The organism is Salinimicrobium sp. WS361 (genome assembly GCF_050750585.1).
GTDB lineage: Bacteria > Bacteroidota > Bacteroidia > Flavobacteriales > Flavobacteriaceae > Salinimicrobium.
On sequence record NZ_JBOJLM010000002.1, the window covers coordinates 330833 to 354104 of the forward strand.

At 43.5% G+C, this 23272-nt stretch carries 20 protein-coding genes; 9 read left to right on the plus strand and 11 right to left on the minus strand.

Annotation, left to right across the window (positions count from 1 at the left end; translation table 11 throughout):
* The gene (locus ACQ93I_RS03400; RefSeq protein ID WP_266070444.1) at positions 1-333 is read right to left on the minus strand and encodes a MerR family transcriptional regulator; all 333 of its coding nucleotides are present in this window, start codon (positions 331-333) and stop codon (positions 1-3) included.
* Positions 333-1310: a M23 family metallopeptidase gene (locus ACQ93I_RS03405; RefSeq protein WP_431697141.1), complete on the minus strand. Its 978-nt coding sequence runs from the start codon at positions 1308-1310 to the stop codon at positions 333-335. Before ACQ93I_RS03405 ends, ACQ93I_RS03400 begins: the two co-directional genes overlap by 1 nt.
* A gap of 125 nt (positions 1311-1435) precedes the next feature.
* On the opposite strand from ACQ93I_RS03405, the gene alaS reads away from it, so the two are divergent.
* The 3 genes from alaS to ACQ93I_RS03420 all read left to right on the plus strand — a co-directional run bounded on the left by alaS (position 1436) and on the right by ACQ93I_RS03420 (position 5808).
* Positions 1436-4048: an alanine--tRNA ligase gene (gene alaS, locus ACQ93I_RS03410; RefSeq protein WP_431697142.1), complete on the plus strand. Its 2613-nt coding sequence runs from the start codon at positions 1436-1438 to the stop codon at positions 4046-4048.
* Between the two features lie 149 nt (positions 4049-4197).
* On the plus strand, positions 4198-5136 hold the full coding sequence (locus ACQ93I_RS03415) for a GSCFA domain-containing protein (protein WP_431697143.1): 939 nt from the start codon (positions 4198-4200) through the stop codon (positions 5134-5136).
* Between the two features lie 57 nt (positions 5137-5193).
* Positions 5194-5808 carry a DUF4230 domain-containing protein gene (locus ACQ93I_RS03420; RefSeq protein WP_431697144.1) on the plus strand — a complete coding sequence of 205 codons (615 nt, stop codon included), beginning with the start codon at positions 5194-5196 and terminating at the stop codon, positions 5806-5808.
* Here the strand turns inward: ACQ93I_RS03420 and ACQ93I_RS03425 are convergent, their stop codons facing one another.
* The 6 genes from ACQ93I_RS03425 to ACQ93I_RS03450 all read right to left on the minus strand — a co-directional run bounded on the left by ACQ93I_RS03425 (position 5809) and on the right by ACQ93I_RS03450 (position 11120).
* Entirely contained in the window at positions 5809-7566 is a 1758-nt protein-coding gene (locus tag ACQ93I_RS03425) for an aromatic amino acid hydroxylase (protein WP_431697145.1), read from the minus strand.
* A 12-nt stretch (positions 7567-7578) separates the two neighbouring features.
* Positions 7579-7875, minus strand: coding sequence for a type II toxin-antitoxin system RelE/ParE family toxin (locus ACQ93I_RS03430; protein ID WP_431697146.1), 297 nt, complete (start codon positions 7873-7875; stop codon positions 7579-7581).
* Positions 7860-8093, minus strand: coding sequence for a hypothetical protein (locus ACQ93I_RS03435; protein WP_431697147.1), 234 nt, complete (start codon positions 8091-8093; stop codon positions 7860-7862). The genes ACQ93I_RS03430 and ACQ93I_RS03435 overlap by 16 nt, the downstream gene beginning before the upstream one ends.
* A gap of 229 nt (positions 8094-8322) precedes the next feature.
* The gene (locus ACQ93I_RS03440; protein WP_431697148.1) at positions 8323-8859 is read right to left on the minus strand and encodes a DUF4136 domain-containing protein; all 537 of its coding nucleotides are present in this window, start codon (positions 8857-8859) and stop codon (positions 8323-8325) included.
* Positions 8860-8879: 20 nt separating this feature from the next.
* Positions 8880-10940 (minus strand): urocanate hydratase, encoded by a 2061-nt coding sequence (locus tag ACQ93I_RS03445; RefSeq protein ID WP_431697149.1) that lies wholly within the window; start codon positions 10938-10940, stop codon positions 8880-8882.
* Positions 10941-10946: 6 nt separating this feature from the next.
* Complete coding sequence (locus tag ACQ93I_RS03450) at positions 10947-11120, minus strand: DUF5522 domain-containing protein (protein ID WP_431697150.1); 174 nt, start codon at positions 11118-11120, stop codon at positions 10947-10949.
* A 141-nt stretch (positions 11121-11261) separates the two neighbouring features.
* On the opposite strand from ACQ93I_RS03450, the gene ACQ93I_RS03455 reads away from it, so the two are divergent.
* The gene (locus ACQ93I_RS03455; protein WP_431697151.1) at positions 11262-11480 is read left to right on the plus strand and encodes a hypothetical protein; all 219 of its coding nucleotides are present in this window, start codon (positions 11262-11264) and stop codon (positions 11478-11480) included.
* Positions 11481-11496: 16 nt separating this feature from the next.
* On the opposite strand, the gene ACQ93I_RS03460 is transcribed toward ACQ93I_RS03455, so the two are convergent.
* The gene (locus ACQ93I_RS03460) at positions 11497-12864 is read right to left on the minus strand and encodes an FAD-containing oxidoreductase (RefSeq protein WP_431697152.1); all 1368 of its coding nucleotides are present in this window, start codon (positions 12862-12864) and stop codon (positions 11497-11499) included.
* Between the two features lie 120 nt (positions 12865-12984).
* On the opposite strand from ACQ93I_RS03460, the gene ACQ93I_RS03465 reads away from it, so the two are divergent.
* From ACQ93I_RS03465 to hemL, 3 genes are read left to right on the plus strand one after another with little or no spacing between them, the layout of a single operon-like run.
* The gene (locus ACQ93I_RS03465; RefSeq protein WP_431697153.1) at positions 12985-13941 is read left to right on the plus strand and encodes a 1-aminocyclopropane-1-carboxylate deaminase/D-cysteine desulfhydrase; all 957 of its coding nucleotides are present in this window, start codon (positions 12985-12987) and stop codon (positions 13939-13941) included.
* Positions 13925-14731, plus strand: coding sequence for a glucosaminidase domain-containing protein (locus tag ACQ93I_RS03470; RefSeq protein ID WP_431697168.1), 807 nt, complete (start codon positions 13925-13927; stop codon positions 14729-14731). Before ACQ93I_RS03465 ends, ACQ93I_RS03470 begins: the two co-directional genes overlap by 17 nt.
* A 9-nt stretch (positions 14732-14740) precedes the next feature.
* Positions 14741-16030, plus strand: coding sequence for a glutamate-1-semialdehyde 2,1-aminomutase (gene hemL / locus ACQ93I_RS03475; protein ID WP_431697154.1), 1290 nt, complete (start codon positions 14741-14743; stop codon positions 16028-16030).
* A 727-nt stretch (positions 16031-16757) separates the two neighbouring features.
* On the opposite strand, the gene ACQ93I_RS03480 is transcribed toward hemL, so the two are convergent.
* On the minus strand, positions 16758-18275 hold the full coding sequence (locus ACQ93I_RS03480) for a GH3 auxin-responsive promoter family protein (RefSeq protein WP_431697155.1): 1518 nt from the start codon (positions 18273-18275) through the stop codon (positions 16758-16760).
* Between the two features lie 107 nt (positions 18276-18382).
* Here ACQ93I_RS03480 and ACQ93I_RS03485 point away from each other — a divergent pair, with 107 nt between their 5' ends.
* A complete protein-coding gene (locus ACQ93I_RS03485; protein ID WP_431697156.1) occupies positions 18383-19177 on the plus strand; it encodes a DUF2797 domain-containing protein in 795 nt (264 codons plus the stop codon).
* Positions 19178-19314: 137 nt separating this feature from the next.
* Here the strand turns inward: ACQ93I_RS03485 and ACQ93I_RS03490 are convergent, their stop codons facing one another.
* A complete protein-coding gene (locus ACQ93I_RS03490) occupies positions 19315-21972 on the minus strand; it encodes an AsmA-like C-terminal region-containing protein (RefSeq protein ID WP_431697157.1) in 2658 nt (885 codons plus the stop codon).
* Positions 21973-22146: 174 nt separating this feature from the next.
* Between ACQ93I_RS03490 and folK the strand changes: the two genes are divergently transcribed.
* On the plus strand, positions 22147-23268 hold the full coding sequence (gene folK / locus ACQ93I_RS03495; RefSeq protein ID WP_431697158.1) for a 2-amino-4-hydroxy-6-hydroxymethyldihydropteridine diphosphokinase: 1122 nt from the start codon (positions 22147-22149) through the stop codon (positions 23266-23268).
* Positions 23269-23272: the final 4 nt, after the last annotated feature.

Below are 23272 nucleotides of genomic sequence, written 5' to 3' on the forward strand. Positions count from 1 at the left end.
TTACAATTCCTTTTTTAAGTTTATTAGTGTAGACTTTATATTTTCTAACTTGCGAATGACTTCAAAGTTAGACAATGTTTTCCGGCTTTTCTCTTCCTTCAGATGGATTTTTGCACCCTCAAGGGTAAAGCCTCTTTCTTTGACCAGGTGATAGATCAATTCGAGGTTTTTAATATCTTCTTTAGTGAATTTACGATTGCCCTTGGCGTTCTTCCGCGGTTTTATGGCATCAAATTCTTTCTCCCAAAACCTGATGAGAGAGGTGTTCACGTTAAAAGCTTCGGCCACTTCGCCAATAGAATAATACAACTTATCGGGCAGGTTTACGTGCATTAATCCAGGGATTGGTTTTCAAGTTGTGCCTGCTCCAGGATTTCGTCATATTCAGCTGGAGATAAATGTCCGTAGTAAAAGTTGATAGGATTGATCTTTTCATCATCCTTAAAGATCTCGTAGTGCAGGTGAGGCGCCTGTGAACGGCCGGTGCTGCCAACAAAGCCAATAAGATCTCCTCTTTGCACCTTTTGTCCTCTCTTTACATTGTACTTGTACAAATGTCCGTAAAGGCTCACGTAGCCATAGCCGTGATTAATTCTAATGTGGTTACCATAACCGCTGGAACGGTTGTCTGCGCGTTCTACAACCCCATCACCTGTGGCATACACAGGCGTGCCCCGTGGCGCTGTAAAGTCCATTCCATAATGGAATTTTCGCACCTTGGTAAAAGGATCTGTGCGCCAGCCATAACCTGAAGCCATCCTCTTTAGGTTTTCGTTCTTCACCGGAATAATTGCAGGAATTGAAGCCAGCAGGTTTTCTTTATCATTGGCCAGCTCTACGATCTCGTCAAGGGAGCGGGACTGTACTACCAGGCGCTTGGTAAGCATATCCAGCTTTTTGTGGCTTTCTATAATGAGTTTTGAATTGTCAAAACCTTCCAGGTCTTTATAGCGGTTTATCCCTCCAAATCCGGCAAGGCGCTGTTCTTCGGGTATAGGGTTTGCTTCAAAGTAAAGACGGTAAATGTTGTTATCGCGATCTTCTACATTGGCCAGTACATTCTCAATTTGCTCAATTTTACGGTTAAGCATGCTGTACTGTAACTTCATATTTTCCAGCTCGCGGGAAAGTGCTTTTTCTTTGGGGGTTTCCAGCTGCGGGATGTTGAGGTAGATCACCAGGAGAACAAAGCCTGCCAGGAAGGTCCCCAGCACACTAAGAGCAGCAATTCCAAGGCGGCGGCCTTTTTTGCGCTCAATCTTTTTGTAAGATAGCGTCTCGCTGTCGTAATAATATTTAACCTTAGACATATAAGTTAAATTATTCTATTTTTGCTTTACTTAATATGTTGCAAAAACAGTGCAACAATCAGCTTGAGAAACGAACAAATATAAAAATTGTTTTCCCGACAGCATAATATTAAATTCTAGCCTTCATGAAATCCCAGGAGATACGTTCTAAATTCCTCGAATTCTTTCAAAATAAATCCCACAGCATAGTGCCATCGGCGCCCATGGTAGTCAAAGATGACCCTACGCTCATGTTCACCAATGCAGGGATGAACCAGTTCAAGGAATTCTTTCTTGGTAACGGAACCCCAACCAGCCGCCGCATCGCCGATACCCAAAAATGCCTGCGCGTGAGCGGGAAGCACAACGATCTCGAAGAGGTGGGCAAAGACACCTATCACCATACCATGTTCGAGATGCTGGGCAACTGGAGCTTTGGAGATTATTTTAAGAAGGAAGCCATTCACTGGGCATGGGAACTGCTTACCGAAGTTTATAAACTGAACAAGGAAGACCTCTACGTTTCGGTTTTTGAAGGCAGTGAGGAAGAAGATCTGCCAGTAGACCAGGAAGCTTTAGATCTTTGGAAGGCAATAGTGCCCGAAGACCGCATTATCTACGGAAATAAAAAAGATAATTTCTGGGAAATGGGTGACCAGGGGCCGTGCGGACCTTCTTCTGAAATTCATATTGACCTTAGATCGGCTGAAGAGAAGTCGAAAACACCCGGAAGGGACCTGGTAAACAATGACCATCCGCTTGTAGTGGAGATCTGGAACCTGGTTTTCATTCAGTTTAACCGAAAAGCCGATGGTTCCCTGGAAAAACTTCCGGAGAAACACGTGGATACCGGGATGGGCTTTGAGCGTCTCTGTATGGCGCTGCAGGGCGTAAAATCTAATTACGATACCGATGTCTTCACCCCGCTCATCAAGAAGATTAGCGAGGTGACAACTTCAGAATACGGGAAAAACGAAGAGACCGACATCGCGATACGCGTAATTGCCGATCATGTGCGGGCGGTATCTTTTGCCATTGCCGACGGGCAGTTGCCGGGTAGTACCGGCGCCGGTTACGTGATTCGTCGTATCCTTAGAAGGGCCATTCGCTATGGCTTCACTTTCCTCAACCAAAAAGAAGCCTTTGTTTATAAACTGGTTGAGACGCTGGCAAGCCAGATGGGAGAAGCATTTCCCGAACTACGTTCTCAGCAAAACCTCATCACAAACGTGATAAGGGAGGAAGAAAATTCCTTTTTACGCACGCTTGACCAAGGGTTAGTGCTGCTGGACCAGATCATGCAGGAGAGCGAAGACAAAAAAGTTTCAGGCCAAAAAGCCTTTGAATTATATGACACTTTTGGATTCCCTATTGACCTTACCGCCCTAATTCTGAGTGAAAAAGGCTACAGCCTTGACCAAAAGGAATTTGAGGCCGAGCTTCAGAAGCAAAAAGATCGTTCGCGAAACGCATCCAAGGTGACTTCGGGAGACTGGCAGGTGGTGAAGGAAGCAGAGACCGAAGGTTTTGTGGGTTACGACAGCCTTGAAGCCGAAGTGGAGATCTTGCGCTACCGCAAAGTGGAATCTAAAAAAGAAGGAGAACTGTACCAGCTGGTCTTCAGTAAAACGCCTTTTTATCCCGAAGGCGGTGGCCAGGTAGGTGACAAAGGAACTCTGGAGTCAAAAAATGGCGCTGTAAATTACATTTTAGACACCCGTAAAGAGAACAACCTTATTATTCACCTTACCAAAGAACTTCCCGAAGATCTTTCGGCTACTTTTTCGGCCAAAGTAAATGCTGCACAAAGAGCGCGTACTGCGGCCAATCACAGTGCCACGCACTTATTGCACCAGGCGCTCAGGGAAATTCTCGGGCCGCACGTAGAGCAAAAAGGTTCTATGGTGCAGAGCGATTACCTGCGTTTCGATTTCTCTCACTTCAGCAAAGTTTCTTCGGAAGAATTGCAGCAGGTAGAGGATTTTGTAAATACGCGGATTGCCGATAAACTGCCGCTTGTTGAAAACAGGGAGATGCCTTATCAGGAAGCTATAAACGATGGCGCAATTGCCCTTTTTGGAGAGAAATACGGCGACAAGGTGCGTGCGGTTCGCTTCGGAAAATCCATGGAGCTCTGCGGTGGAACACATGTTGGAAATACCGCCGATATATGGCATTTTAAGATCATTTCTGAAGGAGCTGTGGCTTCGGGGATCCGACGGATCGAAGCTATTACCAATGAAGCTGCCAAAGAATATTTTACTGCTCAAACCCAAACTTTCGGTGAGATCAAAGCTGTTCTTAAGAACGCCAAAGATCCTGTGAAAGCTGTGGTGAACCTGCAGGAAGAAAATGCTGAATTAAAGAAACAGATCGAATCTCTGCTCCGCGATAAGGCAAAAAATCTGAAAGGAGATCTTAAAAACCAGATCAAAGAAATCAACGGCATCAACTTCCTGGCTCAAAAAGTTGATTTAGACATAGGCGGCATCAAAGATCTTTCTTTCCAGTTGGGAGATGAAATTGATAATCTATTTCTTCTTTTTGGTACCCAACAGGATGAAAAAGCAATGCTCTCCTGCTACATTTCTAAAAACCTGGTACAGGAAAAAGGTCTTAATGCCGGAAAGGTAGTAAAAGAACTGGGTCGCTACATCCAGGGCGGCGGCGGCGGACAACCATTTTACGCCACCGCAGGAGGTAAAAATCCTGCCGGATTGGACGAGGCCTTACAAAAGGCTGAGGAGTTTGTGAAGTAAAGATATCGCAAACCTAACAGGTTTTGAAAACCTGTTAGGTTTAACCTTGTTCTAACCTGCAAGGTCTTTTTTTGACCTTGTAGGTTTTAAATTGTCTGGCTAAGATCTACAAGGTTTTTAAAACCTTGCAGGTCTGCAAATAGAAACCAATGGAATTCCGTACTCAAGTTCCCGTAACTCCGAAAGAACCAAAAATTGGTTACTCTTCAAAAGTGCTGCTTTTGGGCTCTTGTTTTGTGGAAAATATCGGGAAGAAACTGGAGTACTTCAAATTTCCGAACCTTCTCAATCCCTTCGGAATTCTTTTTCATCCTGCTGCGATTCACAACTTCTTAAAAAGGGTAAAAGAGCAGCATGTTTTTACTGAAGCAGATATTTTTTACCACAATGAGACCTGGAAATGCTACGAAGCCCATTCCGATCTTAATTCCGTAGAAAAAGAGGAGATCCTGAGCAAATTGAACGCTGCAGTCAAGGAAACCCGCGAATTTTTGAAGACAGCCACTCATGTGATCATCACGCCGGGAACAGCCTGGGGATATAGACTGAATGAAACAGGACAGCTGGTGGCCAATTGCCATAAAGTGCCACAGGCGAATTTTAGCAAGGAAATAACAGAGGTCAAAAATGCCATTTTTGACACCTCAGAAATTGTGAGGTCGCTCAATCCTTCAGCCGAAATTATCTTCACTGTTTCCCCTGTGCGACATTTAAAGGATGGTTTTGTAGAAAATCAGCTGAGCAAAGCCAAACTGATCACTGCAATTCAGGAAGTGGTGGCTTCAGAAGAAAAATGTTCTTATTTTCCGTCGTATGAGATCATGATGGACGAGCTTCGCGATTACAGGTTCTATGCTGAAGATATGGTGCACCCTAATAGTGTGGCGGTAGATTATATTTGGGAAAAATTCAGGCAGGCCTGGATAGCTTCAGCAGCTTCCGAAGTAATGAAACAGGTGGATACCATCCAAAAAGGGCTTTTACACCGGCCTTTTAATGAAACTTCTGAAGCACATCAGAAATTCCGAAGAAATCTTCAGCAAAAAATAGAAAAGCTCGAAAAAGAAGTGCCTCAGATTCATTTTTGAGAGAAATCTTCACATTTTCTTCAAAAAAAGCAGGTTCCTAATTCGTATTTTTAGAACATGAAGAAATACATCCTTGGTGCCCTTGCAGTACTGCTTATTTTCATGGTTTACCGATATTTTGAGAACCGGAATGCCGAAAGAGATCGCCTGGAGGAAAGCACTGCGCTTATTCAGCAGCAAATTAAGAACGTTGGGAAACTTGTGGTGACCGAGGGAACTTTTTCACAGGTCTATACATACAAAGACACGAAAAACAGGTTTTTGGATGTGCTTCCTGCCCGAAAAAGAGCGCTAATTATTGTGAATACGAAAGCTACAGTGGCGTACGACCTGAGTAAACTGGTCACTGAGGTTGATGTTGAAAATAAAACGGTGCACATAAAACATATTCCGGAAGAGGAGATCAATATCTACCCCGATATTAAATATTACGACATCACTCAGGACTATCTCAACCAGTTCACGGCCGAGGATTATAACAAGATCAAATCGCGCATCAATAAATCTATGCGGGAAAAGGTGGAGAATTCTACCCTAAAATCGAATGCCAAAAACCGGCTAATTAGTGAGCTGCAAAAGATCTATATTCTCACTAACACCCTTGGCTGGACGCTCACCTATAACAACGAGGAATTTGGGGCGTCGCAACAAATGCAGGAGCTACAACTGTAGCTAACCCGTAACCAGTGAAGATTGTACCAGCTCTAATCCGTTGTCAATCAAATGGGCAACTTCGGGTCGTCGTTTCTTGACATCTTCCAGGTGTTCAATCACCTTTTGGGCCAGTTTTTCATCATGACCATGCGCCAGTTCAAAGATCTCTACGGAAAGCAGCCAGTCTTTAGGATGGTATTTTTTAGCGATATCAAAAGCTGCTTCGAGCGAGAATTTGGTGTTCTTGCCCTGTCTGATGTTCCGAACCGATTCGTAAAGAGGTTCCAGTTCGGCGCGCTCTGGCGTCTTTTTGCTCTTGATGGTGGTGGAAGATGGGGTGTGGGTGATCAAATTAAAAGATTTCGCATCTGCCGGACCGGCAAACGCAGAAATAACCTCTTTACCAATAGCCATATCGTAATTGCCCCAATCTGGTTGAAACAATATTTCATCTTTCCAGGTAACGGTGCAATTCTTTAAGCTGATAAGTATGATCTTTCCCTGTAAATTCCTGGTGCCGGTGATGATCTCCCCCTTAACAGTTATCCCGCCTTCAAACTCAAAATTCACCTGTTCGCCCTCATAAATATCATAAGCTCGCAGGTCACGCGGACTCATATCTTCAATGGCAAGGTTGATGCCTTTTAACCTTCCAACGGGAGAACCAAAGCCATCGGGATGGTTTTTCTTGCCGTGGCCCACCAGTTCCTTTTCTCTTGCCGAGAGAGCAGTAGCGCCGCTGGTTTGAAAGTAAATGGGCTTGCCGTTGTGTTCTATTGCTCTGGAAAATATACCGGAGATTTGTATTCCGGTGCTCAGCTCAATAGTTCCGATGTTTTTGGAGTTGATGAGCTTCTGTAAACCTTCGAGGCCGCCCACCCGCAGTGCCATTTTATTTGCAAACTCTTCCAGGACAAGGCTCAGGTGAGCAAAATCGGGTGTTACGTAGAGCTGTGGCTGAGGTTTTGTAATGTCAAATTCCTGCTGTGCAGCGCTAATGTCGTAGGGTATTTTCTTAACCTTATCGGTCATACACCAGGTGCTTTCACCAATAGAGGAAAGGAGCCCGGCGCCATAGATCTTAGGATCTTCGGGCGTACCTATGAGTCCGTATTCCACGGTCCACCAGTGCAGGTTTCTAATTTGTGCCATTTCGCTTTGCTCCCGCTGGTCATTTTGTAATTCATCGACCTTTTTTTCGGCAGCTTCTATTTCCTCCTGCGGAGTGTCTTCGGCTTCCTTGATGATGGAAAGGTGGCGAATGGCCTCATAAATCTCGTAATCCTTGGCGCTGGAAATGGCTTTGCAACCAATCTCCCCAAAGCGGCGGAGGTATTCGGCGTATTCGGGATTTGCGATAATGGGGGCGTGGCCTGCACCTTCATGGATAATATCGGGCGCCGGGGTGTATTCTATGTGCTCGAGTTGCCTGATGTCACTGGCGATCACCAGTACATTAAAAGCCTGAAATTCCATAAAAGCTGCCGGCGGAATAAATCCGTCAACCGCTACAGCGGCCCAGCCAATTTCTTTGAGGATCCTGTTCATTCCGTACATATTGGGGATATGATCTATGGAAATCCCTGTTTGTTTGAGTCCGTCGAGATAAGAGGAATGGGCAACCTTGCTAAGGTAATCTACATTTTTGCGCATCACATATCGCCACACCGCCTGGTTAATAGGAGTGTAGTCCTCGTAATTCTGAGGTTTTATGAATTGCTTCAGGTGTGCCGGAAGCCGGTCAATGATCTCGTTTGATTCAAATTCTTGATCCATAGCTTTATAAATTTACGGAAGTCTAAATCTCTCTGGATCCTGCCTGGAATCCCAAATAGTTAGAATATAAACCTTATTATTTTTGAGTTCGTAAAACTTGAGATAATGGAGGAAAACCTTAAACTGAACATTACCATTTGAAGTGGGTTTTCCTATGTCTGAATGTAGGGAAATTAAATGGCTGGCTTCCTTGAACAGTTTATTTAATTTTTTACTGTAGGTATCAGATTTATTCTTTTTAATCCAGAATTTCAAAATTTCTGAGCGTTTTTGGACAGCTAAAGGAGACCAGACTATTTGTTTAGCCATTCATCGAAATCTTTTTCAACTTGATCAGATGATATTCCTTTTCCACGACTCAATTCTTCCCTGGCCTGAGTTATTTCGGCCTCTTGATCTTCGTTTAATTGATAAAAGGTATCATCAAAATTTAGGTCAAGAAGTCTCTTAACTTCATCAAGAACATTCTCATCATCAATTTTTCTGATTCTATCAATTAAAGCCTCGCGATGTTTTTGATTTCCCATACTTAAATATAATAATCACCCATCCAATTTTTTTAGAGTAACCTGTGTTAAAAATCAAAAAAATAGAATCAACTACAGGTTACCTGTTGAGTCAACAACAGGATTTAAAGATACAAAAATATTAGGTTTGTAAATTATTGATCTTCATTAGGATAGACTTTAAAAGGAAAAGAAAAAGCCGCTAAATTTTTAGGGTTAGCGGCTTTAGTTGGGGGACTTAAAATGTAAATTAGTTCAAAGAAGGTGGATATTTCTCCAGGATCTCTTCAACTATTTCGTTGATCCTTTCCTGTTTTTGTTCCACTTTGCTCGATAGTGCAGCAGTTCCCATTCCCTGCCAAACCAATTCCTTTTTTTCGGCATCAATAAGATCAATATAGAGCGTGCCTTCGGTAGTAGAGCTAACAGTATTATACCCTGAACCCCAATACCATGGGTTCCAGCCCCATCCATAGCCATAACCGTAGGCGTTATTATAGATGTTCACATTCTCTTTGGTCTTGGTGAAAATGCTGATGAGTAAATCGGGGTTGTCAGATTTGGTAAAACCTTTTTGCTGCATTTCTTCGTCTATGGCCCTCAAGATCCGTTTTTTGTCAAGATCAGAAATTTCTGCTTTGTCAATACCGGGTTTGAAGAAGGCATAGGTCTGGTACTGTGAGAAGTTGACTTCCCTGTCGTAATCTGTCGCTACTTTCACGGTACTACAGGAAGTCATTACCAGCACGAACAGAACGAGTACCGAAGTAATTTTAATCGCTCTCATATGAATAGTGTTTTTTAAGGTTAATTGTCCAACAGGCGATCATCTACAATGTTGGGCATAGTGACTTTTAAACGAGGTTCTGCTGCCATTGCACGTTGTATGGCAAAAACGGCGCCCTCGTTACGGGCCCATGATCTACGGGCAATTCCGTTGTTTACATCCCAGAATAACATTGAGTTAAGTCGTCTCTCCGACTCCTGATTACCCTCAAGAACCATACCGAATCCGCCATTGATCACTTCACCCCAGCCTACACCGCCGCCGTTGTGAATGCTCACCCAGGTAGCACCTCTAAAGCTGTCGCCAATCACATTTTGTATGGCCATATCGGCTGTAAAGCGCGAACCGTCGTAAATATTGGAGGTTTCGCGGTAAGGAGAATCGGTTCCCGATACATCGTGATGGTCACGACCCAAAATCACAGGTCCAATTTCCCCTTTGCCTATAGCATCATTAAAAGCCTTTGCAATTGCAGTACGACCTTCAGCATCGGCATATAGTATGCGGGCCTGCGAACCTACCACCAGTTTATTGGCCCTGGCACCTTCAATCCACTTGATATTGTCCTGCATTTGCTGCTGAATTACTTCGGGAGCCTCTTTCTTTAACTCCTGAAGTACTTCCCGTGCAATTTGATCGGTTCTTTCCAGGTCTTCTTCTTTGCCCGAGGCACATACCCACCTAAAAGGGCCAAAGCCGTAATCAAAACACATGGGCCCCATAATGTCCTGCACATAGCTCGGGTATGCGAAATCTTTGTCTTCTCCTGCTGAAGCGCCGCTTACAAAATCACCTGCCTCATCTTTATAGATTTTAGCACCTGCCCTTGAAGCCTCCAGTAAAAAGGCGTTTCCATAGTCGAAAAAGTAGGTGCCTTTTTTGGTGTGGCGGTTAATAGCTTCGGTTTGCCTTCGCAAACTCTCCCGTACTTTTTCTTTGAACCTTTCGGGATCGCGGCTCATCATGGTGTTTGCTTCTTCCAGCGTGAGGCCTGCCGGATAATAACCTCCTGCCCAGGGGTTGTGCAGGGAAGTCTGGTCGCTTCCTAAATCAATATGAATATTCTCTTCATCAAATTTCTCCCATACTTCTACCACATTTCCGAGGTATGCAAACGAGATTGTTTTTCCTTCTTTTTTTGCTTCAGAAACTTTTTGGACCAGCACATCAAGGTCTTTAACAACTTCATCTACCCAACCCTGAGAGTGGCGAGTTTCAACAGCTTTTGGATTCACTTCGGCGCAAACCGTGATACAGCCGGCGATATTTCCGGCCTTGGGTTGCGCGCCACTCATTCCTCCAAGACCCGAAGTAACGAATAAAGATCCCTCTCCTAAAATGCCCTTTTTGACACCCTTGCCCTGGGGTGAGGTGGACGTTTGAGCAATTTTCCGAAGTGCATTGAGCACCGTGATCGTGGTGCCGTGAACAATTCCCTGCGGACCTATATACATATAGCTTCCTGCAGTCATTTGTCCGTATTGGGTTACGCCAAGGGCATTGAATTTTTCCCAGTCGTCCTGTTTGGAATAGTTGGGGATCATCATCCCATTGGTTACCACCACGCGCGGTGCATCTTTATGTGAAGGAAAGAGTCCCAGCGGGTGACCTGAATTCATCACCAAAGTTTGTTCTTCGGTCATTTCGGTTAAATATTTCATCACCAGCCGGTACTGCGCCCAATTCTGAAAAACCGCTCCGTTGCCGCCATAGGTGATCAATTCATGTGGATGTTGCGCCACCTGAGGATCCAGGTTGTTCTGGATCATGAGCATGATTCCCTTTGCCTGCTCGCACTTTCCGGGATATTCAGAAATTGGCCGGGCATACATCGCGTAATCGGGACACATGCGGTACATATAGATCCTTCCGTAGGTATCAAGTTCCTCTCGGAATTCTGGTAGCAGCTCTTCGTGATGTTTGCTGTCAAAATACCTAAGCGCATTGCGCAGGGCGAGTTTCTTTTCTTCAGCAGAGAGAATGTCCTTGCGTTTTGGAGCATGATTTACATTAACATCGTAATCTTTTGCAGGAGGCAGGATGTTGGGAATACCTTCTAAAATGGCATTTTTGAAGTCCATATAGAATTATTTTTTCTGTTGATTCGTTTTTTTATTGAAGCCGTAAGGGCAGTGACGGCAGCCACTTTCACAGCAATAACCTCTTTTGAGGTGGTATTGTTCGGTAAAGCAGCGGTAGCCTTCGGGGGTGAGATAATAATCGCCTTCTTCAAGCGAAATTTTTTTTCTTGAAAAACTCATATCACAAAAATAGCATTTTCTTATCTTGCCCTAATGTTTGTGGTGGTTAATAAATTTATTCTTGCCAAACACTTTGATGGCGTAGTCCTTTGGCCATTTATTATAATAAAGCGAAAAGATCTTAAAAGTAATCCAGTCTTCATGAACCATGAGCGCATTCACCTCAAGCAACAGGTGGAGCTACTGGTGATCTTCTTCTTTGTGTGGTACTTTTTCGAATATTTCATCAGGCTCATAAAGTACAGGGACTCCTATAAAGCCTATAGTAGAATTTGCTTTGAGCGCGAAGCTTATGCCAACGAAAGGAACCTGAATTACATTCCCCGCCGTTCATTCTGGGGTTTCAGAAAATATCTCTAAAAAGACCTTTTCAAGGCTATAGCTCCCGAAGATTTTCTAGCATGGTGGGAATAAGTTCGCTTACCGTGGGGTGAATATGTACGGCATCTCGCATTACCTGGTAGGTTGCGCCTGCATACATCTGGTCTATTACGGTGTGGATATATTCATCTGCCCCGGTTCCTAAAAATGTTGCTCCCAGAATCCTGTCTGTTTTGGCATCAATGAAGATCTTCATTTTTCCGGCGGTCTCTCCTTTTTCTTTAGCACGGGCAACCTTCTTCATGGGCATTTCAGCAACTTTAGCTTTTATTCCCTGAGCTTTGATCTGTTTTTCATCAAGACCTATCCGGGCAAGCGGCGGATCGATATATGCGGCATAACAGGGAAAACGATCAGACAGTTTTCTCTTCCGGTCTTCATACAAAGTGGAATTTACAATTTGGAAATCATTGTAGGCGGTGTGGGTAAAGGCACCTTCTCCATTACAATCTCCCAAAGCCCAAATGTGCGACACCGATGTCTGCAGCTCATCATTTACTTTGATGAATCCGTGGTCATTTAGCTCTACGTTGGTTTTTCCCAGCCCTAGATCATCTGTATTTGGAACTCTTCCCACTGCCAGTAAAAGGTGAGAGGTGGTTATTTTTTTACTTCCTGTTTCACAGTTATAGGTTACTTCAATTTCGCCATCTTTTTCAGCAGCTTTGATACAATCAGAATTCAGCAGCACATTGATGCCACTTTTTTTGATGATCTCGGTAATGGTTTCAGCAATATCGTCGTCCTCTTTTTTCATGAGGGCCGAACCCCGCTCCAAAATAGTCACTTCACTTCCAAAGCGGCTAAACATCTGTGCAAATTCCAGCCCCACATAACCACCACCCACGATAACAATATTTTTGGGCACTTCTTCCAGATCGAGCATACTGCGGTTGGTGAGATAGTTTACAGCTTCAAAATCTTTCGGTACCCTTGGCCTGCCCCCCACATTGATAAAGATCTTTTCTGCCGTTAATTCTTCCCCGTTGACCAAAATTGTGTGGTTGTCGAGAAACACAGCTTTTCCGCGGAAAAGGCTAATATGCTCATCCTTTTCAAAAGTTTTTTCGAGACCTTCATGAGAATCGGCTATTAGTTGATCTTTCCGGGCCTTGATAGTTTTAAGATCTACCTGCACCTCTCCTTCAATATTCACACCCATTTCCCGGCTGTTTTGGGCAATAAAAGCTCTCCTGGCCGAGGCCACATAAGCTTTTGTGGGCGTACAACCAGTGTTGACGCAAGTACCGCCCAGTTCACTCTTCTCAATAATGGCAGTTTTTAATCCGTTTTTGGCAAGGCTGGAAGCCAGGGGAGGGCCTGCCTGTCCCGTTCCAATTATAATGGCATCAAATTTTTTCATCGGGTCTAAATTAATTTCAGAAATTAAATATACTTTTTGACAAACCGCCCTTTGTTTCTTATAATTAGTTCTTAATATTTGCAGCCTCGTGGTTAGTCCGCAATAGTTTATATTCTGAAAATGTCTCAACCCGCAAACCTTTTTATCAATTCTCCAACAGTGCCCAATCAGTTTATTGCTGAAGTGAATGGCGTTTCAATTCACCTGAAGCGGGAAGACCTTTTGCATCCTGAAGTATCGGGCAACAAATTCCGAAAACTCAGGTATAATATTGCTGAAGCTACCTCTCAAAAATGTCAAATTCTGCTCACATTTGGGGGAGCTTTTTCAAACCACATTGCCGCAACTGCCGCCGCCGGAAAGCTTTCAGGAATGAAGACCATCGGCGTCATAAGAGGGGAGGAGCTGGGTGAAAATATTCAGAAGACCCTTCAGGAGAACCCGACTTTAAAGTTTGCGCATGGCTGCGGAATGGAATTTCATTTTATAAGCCGAAGCCATTACAGGGAGAAAACTTCCGAAGCATTTATTGAAGACCTTCGGAAGCAATTCGGAGATTTTTACCTGGTGCCCGAAGGCGGTACTAACGAGCTGGCGGTAAAAGGCTGTGAGGAAATTTTGCTTCCGGGAGATGCCGAATTTGATGTGATTTGTTGCGCGGTGGGCACAGGGGGGACCATCAGCGGACTTATAAATGTTTCTGAAGAGCATCAGCAGGTATTGGGATTTCCGGCGCTAAAAGGAGATTTTCTAAGGCCGGAGATAGGCCGCTTCAGCAAAAAAAATAACTGGGACCTTATAACAAATTACCATTTTGGAGGTTATGCTAAGGTGGATGAAAAACTCATAAACTTTATCAATGACTTCCGAAGTCTTTATGGTATTCAGTTAGATCCCGTGTACACAGGGAAACTCCTGTACGGCATTTTTGATCTCGCCAGGACCGGATATTTTTTGGAAAACACTCGTATTTTAGCCATTCATACGGGAGGCCTCCAGGGCATTGCCGGAATGAACAAGGTGTTAAAGATGAAGAATCTACCTACAATTTTGACTTATGATGAAAGCAGCATTTAAATTTCTAACACTTTTTCTCCTCGTTTTTACGGTTTCCTGTGGGACAGGTAAAAAAGCCTCAAAGCGATCTTCTAAAAAGGAAGTTCCTGCTGTTGTAGATAGAAATGCTCCCCGGGAAGAGAAGACCCAGGTACCATCTACACCACGTACGTACAGCGATAAAATTGAGGCTTATATTCACGAATATGCACCTATTGCCCAGGAGGAAATGCAGCTTTATAAGATTCCCGCGAGTATAACGCTTGCGCAGGGAATCCTGGAAAGTGGCGCGGGAGAAGGGCAATTGACCCGCAGGGCTAACAATCATTTTGGAATTAAATGTCACGGCTGGAGCGGCCAAAAAGTATATCACGATGATGATGAAAGGCAGGAATGTTTTAGGAAGTACAAGGATCCTAAATATTCTTACAGGGATCATTCGCTTTTTCTGGCGGAAAGAAAACGCTATGCAGCTTTATTTGATCTCGACATCCAGGATTATAAAGGATGGGCCAGGGGATTAAGAGCTGCCGGATATGCTACCGACAGGAAGTACCCCGATAAACTCATTAGCCTTATAGAAAGATATCAATTATATCTTTATGATGGTGATGCCCCTGCACGTGAGATAGCCTATTCGGCACCGCAAAGTGCCGGGAATTCTTCAACCAGAGCGTATACCGTGCAGCAGGGAGATACTTTGTACTCCATCGCGAAAAGGCATAATTTAACGGTAGAGCAGTTACAAAAAATGAACAACCTTAGAGGTACGAACATTGGCATTGGCCAAACACTTTACGTGCCTCAATAAATCAAAATTATGATCTATAAAAGAAGCAGCGAATTGTTTGCTGCAGCTAAAAAAGTTATTCCCGGCGGAGTGAACTCTCCAGTGAGAGCGTTTAGTGCCGTGGGAGGAGAACCTATTTTTATAAAAGAAGCTAAAGGCGCTTACCTGTATGATGAAGATGGGAATAAATATATTGACTACATCAATTCATGGGGGCCGCTCATTCTTGGCCATGCTTATGAACCGGTAGTTGATGCAGTGGTTGAAAAGGCCAAAAAAGGAACTTCTTTTGGAACCCCAACAGAGCTGGAAACCACTATTGCGGAACTTGCAGTTTCTATGGTGCCGAATATCGATAAGATCCGCATGGTGAATTCGGGGACCGAGGCCACTATGAGTGCCGTGAGGCTTGCACGTGGCTTTAAAGGCCGCGATAAGATCATTAAATTTGCCGGTTGTTATCACGGGCACAGTGATTCTTTTCTTATCCAGGCAGGCAGTGGGGCAGTGACTTTTGGAACACCAAACAGTCCCGGTGTGACAAAGGGAACAGCAAAAGACACTTTGCTGGCTACCTATAATGATCTTGATAATGTAGAAGAGCTGCTTGATGCCAATAAAGAGGAAATAGCCTGCATAATCCTCGAACCTGTGGCAGGGAACATGGGCTGTATCCCTCCAAAAAAGGGATTTCTAGAAGGTCTTCGCCGGCTGTGTGACCAGCATGATGTCTTGCTGATCTTTGATGAGGTAATGACCGGCTTCAGGCTTGCTAAAGGCGGAGCACAGGAAGTATATGGCGTGAATGCCGATATCGTGTGCTTCGGAAAAGTTATTGGTGGCGGACTTCCGGTAGGAGCTTTTGCTGCACGCAATGAGATCATGGATTATCTGGCCCCAACAGGACCTGTGTACCAGGCCGGTACCCTGAGCGGGAATCCTCTGGCAATGGCAGCAGGATTGGCCATGCTCCAGGAACTTAATGCAGACCAGGAGGTATATTCGCGGCTTGAAGAAAAAACAGCTTACCTGCATAAGGGAATCGTAAATGTGCTTAACCGAAATAAGGTTGCTCATTCGGCTAACCGTCAGGGTTCAATGATCTCGGTACATTTTGGAGAAGAACCGGTAACAGATTTTGCATCTGCAGCACGATCTGCGGGTAATGGAAAATTCAAGAAATTCTTCCACGGGCTGCTAGAACACGGCGTCTACATTGCACCCAGTGCGTTTGAGACCTGGTTCATTACAGATGCCCTGACCTATAAAGATCTTGATGCTACTATAGAAGCCGTGCATCAGGTTTCGAAGGAGTTGTAAAAACTCATCCCACCCCAGCCCTCCCAAAGGGAGGGAGTTAATGACTAAACCTGCAAGGTCTTTTTTTTGACCTTGGAGGTTTTTCTTGATGAATAAAGGGTGTCGCAGCTCCTATGTTTTTTTTACTCCCGAAGGGATTGACTTATTTATAAAATATCCTTGTAGTCTAATATTTGACCCCGCCGGGGTCGTACCAACCGTTAATGCTGTTTCTATAAATGTCTGACCCTTTCAGGGTCATATCAATCTATAACATGTCGTTCCTGCCAGAGCTATTTTCTTTAGGAAGAATATAAAATTTAGCTCCGGAGGAACAGAATATTTATAGGACACATGGAAGAGGAGTCAGGAGCTCCAGCGGAGCGGCATGTGGGGTCAAACCTAACAGGTCTCAAAGACCTGTTAGGTTTTTTAGGATGGATTCCAACCCTTTCAGGGTTCCCAACCCTGAAAAGGTTCTTGTCAAATTTAATCTCAAACCATTGTTGTCCGATTAAATTAATTGGATATTGAAAAAAACCCCGAAAACAATGAGGCTAAAGTTGTTTATCGAGGTATAGGGGCTGGTTTTTAAACTTTGATTATTTTCCCATTCTTAGAAAATATATTAATAGTATGATACTGAAAATAAAATTCCTAAGAAAAAGTCTTGGCTCTTGGCTCTAGAAGCGGAGCGATCTTGCTTCTTTTCCTGGACAAGAATGATCTCAAATCTCCCGTCTCAAATCTATTTCCCATTCATCTCCAGCAGTTCTTCCAAATAACCACGTTGATTGGAAAGCCTTGGAATCTTATGCTGGCCTCCCAGTTTATTCTTTTTCTTGAGCCAGTCGTAGAATAACTTTTCTCTGGCTACATGCACCCTTGGGGCGTTCAGGGTCATGTTGTTGAAGCGTTTGGCCTCATAATCGCTGTTAATGCTTTGCAGGTGATTGTCAAGACATTCAACAAAGAAGCTAAAATCCTGCGGCGGTGTCTTAAATTCGATCATCCATTCATGTGCGCCCTTTTCCTTGTTGTGCATAAAGATTGGGGCGGCAGTATAATCAACAATCTCACAATCGGTTTGTTGGGAAGCTCTTTTTAAAGCTTCTTCGGCATTCTCGATGATGAGTTCCTCGCCAAAAACGTTGATGTGGTGTTTTGTTCTGCCCGTAATTTTTATGCGGTAAGGATCCAGCGAAGTAAACCGCACGGTATCCCCAATTTTATAGCGCCACAATCCGGCGTTGGTGGTTATGAGCACCGCATAGTTTTTTCCCAGCTCTACTTCAGAAAGAGGGATCACTTTTTCTTCGGAAGTGCTGAAGCTTTCCATAGGAATGAATTCATAAAACACTCCGTAATCGAGCATTAGCAGCAATTCCTTAGATTCATTGGTGTCCTGAATAGCGAAGAATCCTTCCGAAGCATTATAGATCTCAAAATACCTGAAGCTGTTTGAAGGCAGTATCTTTTGATATTGATCTACATAGGGTGCAAAGTTTACGCCGCCGTGAAAATACACTTCCAGGTTGGGCCATATCTCAAAAAGATTGTTCCTGCCCGAAGCTTCAAGGGCATTATTGAGCAATACCAGCATCCATGAAGGCACGCCGGCAAGGCTGGTAACGTTTTCGTTGATGGTTTCGTTTACAATAGCTGGCATCTTTACTTCCCAATCGCTCATAAGCGAGATTTCATTGCTGGGGGTGCTGCTGTATTCTGCCCAAAAAGGCATATTGTCAATAAGAATTGCCGAAAGATCGCCAAACTGGGTTCCGTTTTGCCTGTACAGTTCCTTACTGCCGCCCAGTCTCAGGCTCTTACCACTAAATAACTGCGAGTTGGGGTTGTTGTTGAGGTACATGCACAACATATCCTTGCCCGCGGCATAGTGACAGTTCTCCAGCGATTCATCACTTACCGGGATAAATTTGCTCTTGGCGTTAGTGGTGCCGCTGGATTTTGCAAACCATTTGATGGGCGTAGGCCAGAATATATTGTTCTCACCCCGGCGGCTACGTTCTATTTGAGGTTCAAAATCTTCGTACTGTTGTAGCGGTACCCGTTCTGCAAATTCCTGATAGGTTTTTATTGAGGCAAAATCGTACTGTAGGCCTACTTCGGTGTTTTTTGCTTTCTGAAGGAGTTTTTTCAAAAGTTCAAGCTGAACGTCATGCGGGTATTTAATGAACAATTCCATTTGATGAATACGCTTCTTGAGAAACCAGGAAGCTACAGAATGTACTAACGGAATTGGCATTTTTTCTTTTTATCTTTGACCCCTTCAAACCGGGATATAATCGGTTAAAATTAAAACTATTCTTACAGCTGGCAAAAAATTAAGCGGCGATAAAAATACTCTTTTCTATGACTTATCAAGGTGTGCTCAGAAAAATGAAAACTGAATTGGCAGAAACAGTGCAGTATTATCTCATTTTTGAGCAGGATTTCCTCAATGTGAATCAGGTACTTGATAAACGCCTTGCTATCAATTTCCTCAATTATGAGTGTACGGGTTGTGGTAAGAAAAAGAAGGTTTTTGCTAATGGCGTTTGCTACAATTGCTTTATGGAACGGCCCGAAATGGGGGAGTGGGTAATACGCCCCGAACTGAGTAAAGCGCATCTTGACCAGGAGCATCGTGATCTTGAGTTCGAAAAAAGGGTACAGCTACAGCCGCATGTGGTCTACCTGGCCAATTCAAGTAACGTAAAAGTGGGGGTGACCCGAAAAAGCGAGATCCCAACCCGCTGGATCGATCAGGGTGCACACGAAGCCATAGAAGTAGTGGAAGTTCCCAATCGCTACCTTGCCGGAATCACAGAAGTTGCCCTAAAAGAGCATCTTTCAGATAAAACCAACTGGCGCAGTATGCTCACAAATGATCTGAAAGATCTCGATCTGGCAGCTATCCGGGATGATATGAAACAGTATTTGCCGGCCGAAGTGCAGGACTATTATCTTCCAAATTCCACCGAACTTGAAATAAAGTTTCCAGTCCTTAATTATCCGGCAAAATGCAAATCCCTAAACCTCGCAAAAACGCCATTTTACGAGGGTGTTCTAAAAGGGATCAAGGGGCAGTATCTCATCTTCGAAGATGGCGTTGTCTTCAATGTACGAAAGCACGAAGGCTTTAACGTTAATCTTTCCTTGCAATAAGTTAGCAGTGATCAGTGGTCTGTGATCAGTAAACAGTGATCAGAAAAATTTGATCATGCCTTCCGGAGAGTTTCAGAACCTGTATTCTCCGGTTTTACAGCATAAGTAAAGTCATCTGCGACAACTACCCTAAAGCATTACTGATTTTGGGTCGTATCTTTTTTCTTTCTGGAACCTCCCAGAATGCCACCCAGAATGTCTCTTGCAGTTTCTTTCACAGCGTCGCTGGTGTTCTTGCGAACAATAGAATCTTTTTGCGCGGGAGTCCGTGTGGTTGTGGTATCTGCGGTGTCTTTGTTTTTTCCGCCGCTAATAATGCCGCTCAAAACATCCCGACCTTTTTCTTTTAGCTGATCTTTTTGGGTATCAATAATTTGTTGGGTAAGGCTGCCCACCGCCTGCTGCATGTTGAGGTTGATGTTAGGGTTGCTAAAGCTACCTGTGATATTTATGGGCAAGCCTACCGTCATATTCTCCTGCTCCTGTGCGCTTAGGCGGGAGAGGGTAGTGCCTATCTGGCTGCCCAGATATTTTGCAGGTATCTCCAGGGCCACCTTGTAATTCATGTCCATATCAAACCCGTGGGTACCCGAGGCCCTCGCTTTAATTCCTTTAATATTAAAATCGAATGGCTGTACCTCTACCTGGCCGTTATTAAAGGTTAGCCTTGTCTCCAGGTCTTTTAAATTAAGGTCGTTAAGATCAATAAAGTTGAGGTTTTGGTCAAGCTTTGTAAGCAGCGGAGTTTGTGCAGGGTTTACTTTTGCCCCCAGCACTTTTGCAAGCGCATTTCCGGTTAGCGTTTGTAGCTGTGGGGTGAGGTCATCGTTCAGGTTCCCTCGCAGGTCAATATTGGTGGTAAGTTCACCCTGTAAAGCCTGTGCAATTGGAGCAAGGTTTCTTAACAACTCCATATCCTTAAACGCCTGAACAATATCTATAGACTGCAGGCCAAGTTGCATCGAGAAGTTTGGAATTGCATCTCGTGTTGAAACAAGACCATTTAAAAGGATCTTTCCGGCAAAAATACTGGAGGAAACATTAGACAAAGTAGCCGTTTCGTCTACTATTCTTAAACTTCCGCTGGTGTTTTCAAGAACCAGGTTATCATAACGGACTTTCTTTGCCGAAAAGTCTATGTTGGCATCCAAAAATGACGGAATTTTAATGGCTTCATCTCCCGGTACTTCAGCTGTGGTAGCGGGTGTAGCTTCAGCTTCTTCGGTTGCAGTTTCTTTGACCATAAAATCATTGACCGAAAATGTATTGGAAGTTGCAGTAAAGTTTCCTTTAAGCTTTTGGTCTGTGAACAAAAATCCCATGAAGTTTTGTATGGTACCGTTAACGGCAAGGTCGGTTTCACCTGTGGTCAACACAGTATTTTCAAGGCTCACTGTTGTGGGATTGAACTTTAGGTTGGCAGTAGAGAGTTTTATCTCATTGGGAATTTCGGGAGAAGTGTAGCCAAAATTCCTGATCACTGCAGTACCGCTGCTCTTCACATTTTGATACTGTTCCTTCTCTAAAGAATTCATGTCAAAACTGGTAGTGAGATCGGCAGAGACAATTCCGTTGAGATCCTGCTCCAGGTCAAGCGGGTACGCCTGGGTAATGTTGGCAAGGTTAATTGTTCCCTGCAGGGCCAAATTCACCAGCATATTTCCCGTGAGGTTCTTAATGCTTCCGCTGGCTTTAAATGCGTCCTCATCTATCCTGAAGTTAAGCTTGTCAATATTCACATAAGTATCTTCAACCAGCCCTGTATCATTTTTAAGCACAGCTGCTATGTCTATATCTTTTACAGCCTTCGGAAGGTCTGGATATTTAAAGGCAGCATTATTTGAAACAACATTGATCTCCATTTTAGGAATGTAAGTCTCATCTACAATTCCGCGGATGAATCCATCTACCACAAAATCTCCTGTGGTTTCCACATTCTCAATATTCTTTGCGTATTCCTCAGGTATTACAGCCAGGAAATTTTTAAAGGAGGAAGTAGGGGTTTTAAAGCTGATATCTACTTCATTATTATCTTCATTGACCTGCACGTAACCGTCAAAAGTGAGCGGTAACTGATTGATAAGGGCCTCATTTTCGAGAAAGGTGTATTTCTGTTTTTCAAGATCCATCTCAAAATCGGCTTCGAGTAGTAGTTTGTTGCGGTCAAGATAATTTACACTGTCCATTTCAAAGCTCACAAAGGCAGTAGAGTAGGTGCTAAGCGTTGAGGTGCTGGCCGAAAAATCGCCTGTTCCGCGGTGGTTCAAATCTTCCACGAGAAATGCCATTTTTGACCCCTTATCTACGTATTTTACTCGTGAATTGTTGATCTCGTAGTGGTCCACATCAAAGCTAAAGCCGCCGCCCTGCGAGGTTTTGGTAGAAATCGTGTCCTGTATGGCAATATCGTAATTACTGTTTCCCAGGGTATCTATTGCGATGTTAAGGAAGGTATTGTCAATTTTTAAAGCATCTACTTTTTTGGGTTCATCTCCACCTTTAAAAAGTTCTGCAAGTGACATTTGAAGGGTCACCTCCTCGCTTAAAGCCAGCGTGTCACCCTCAAAAGGAGCATTGTTAATGATCTTTAGATCCTGAATGGCAAGCGTAGCATCGGGAAAATTCCTGAAGATGCTAAGATCAATATCTTCAAAAGTAACTGTGGCGTTGACATTTTTGTTGATGGTTTCCTGCACCAGGTCCTTCAATTGCTTTTCGAATAAAAAGGGTGTTAAGAACAAGAGAAGCAATATTACTCCTAAAACAATCCCCAGTATTTTTAAAATTTTTTCCATTTTTTTACCTTTTTTAAGTTCCATCTTCCTCAAAGTCTGCTTTTAATCGCAAGTTGCAGGAAGCGTTAATTTTGTTGAAACTCTTTAAAACAAAGTTAAGGGTATGTGCATTTGTTTTATTTAATTTGCTGTGAAATACTTGATCCCGTCTTACTAAAATTTTCTTAAGATCTCTTGAACCCTTTAAAAACCGTATTTATAGCTCTAGGAAGCAATGAAGGTGCCAGACTTGTTTTTTTACAACGCGCTATTGAAGAAATTCAGCAAAAAACAGGAGATGTAAAGGTAATTTCGGGGGTTTATGAAACTCCAGCGATGGGATTTGAAGGCAGTGCTTTCCTCAACGCCTGTATCCTGGTAGAAACCAGGTTTAAGCCACATAAAATCCTAAAACAACTGCTCGAGATAGAGAAAAAGCTGGGGCGCGAGAGAAAAACTGGGAGTGGATATCAAAACAGGCCTATAGATCTTGATATTTTACTTTTTGAAGATGAAATAATCACTTCGGAAGATCTTACAGTGCCACATCCCGAAATGCATCACCGTAATTTTGTACTGGCGCCTCTTGCCGATATTGCTTCGGAAGTAAAACATCCCGTAAAAAAGCTGTCTGTAAATGCCCTTTTTGACACCTTAGAAAAATCGGGTTTAAAACGTATTTCTGAAGAACTTCAGCTTCCGAAGAAATTTTCCTTTTCCAATTTCAATTACATCGCGGTTGAAGGAAATATTGGTGCTGGGAAGACAAGTTTTGCGACCATGGTGTCACAGGATTTTAATGCCAAACTCATTTTGGAGCGGTTTAAGGATAATCCCTTTCTTCCGAAGTTTTATGAAGATAAATCGCGATATGCTTTTCCGCTGGAAATGTCTTTTTTGGCCGACAGGTATCAGCAGCTTTCAGATGATCTTGCGCAATACGACCTTTTTAAAGATTTCGTAGTTTCAGATTATGACGTTTTTAAATCTCTCATTTTTGCAAAGATCACGCTACACGAAGACGAATACTCGCTTTACCAGAAGCTGTTTAACCTCATGTACAAGGAGCTGGTAAAACCCGATCTTTACGTGTATTTCTACCAAAATACCGAAAGACTGCTTGCAAACATCAAAAAGCGCGGCAGGGAATACGAGCAGAATATTGAAGCCGATTACCTGGCAAATATCAACCGCAGCTACCTCTCCTTTATCAAGTCGCAACCCGGACTAAATGTCAAGATCATTGATATTTCTGAACTTGATTTTGTAAAAAAGAGGGAAGATTATTTGCTCCTTCTCAAGGAAATAACTTTTTAGTTCT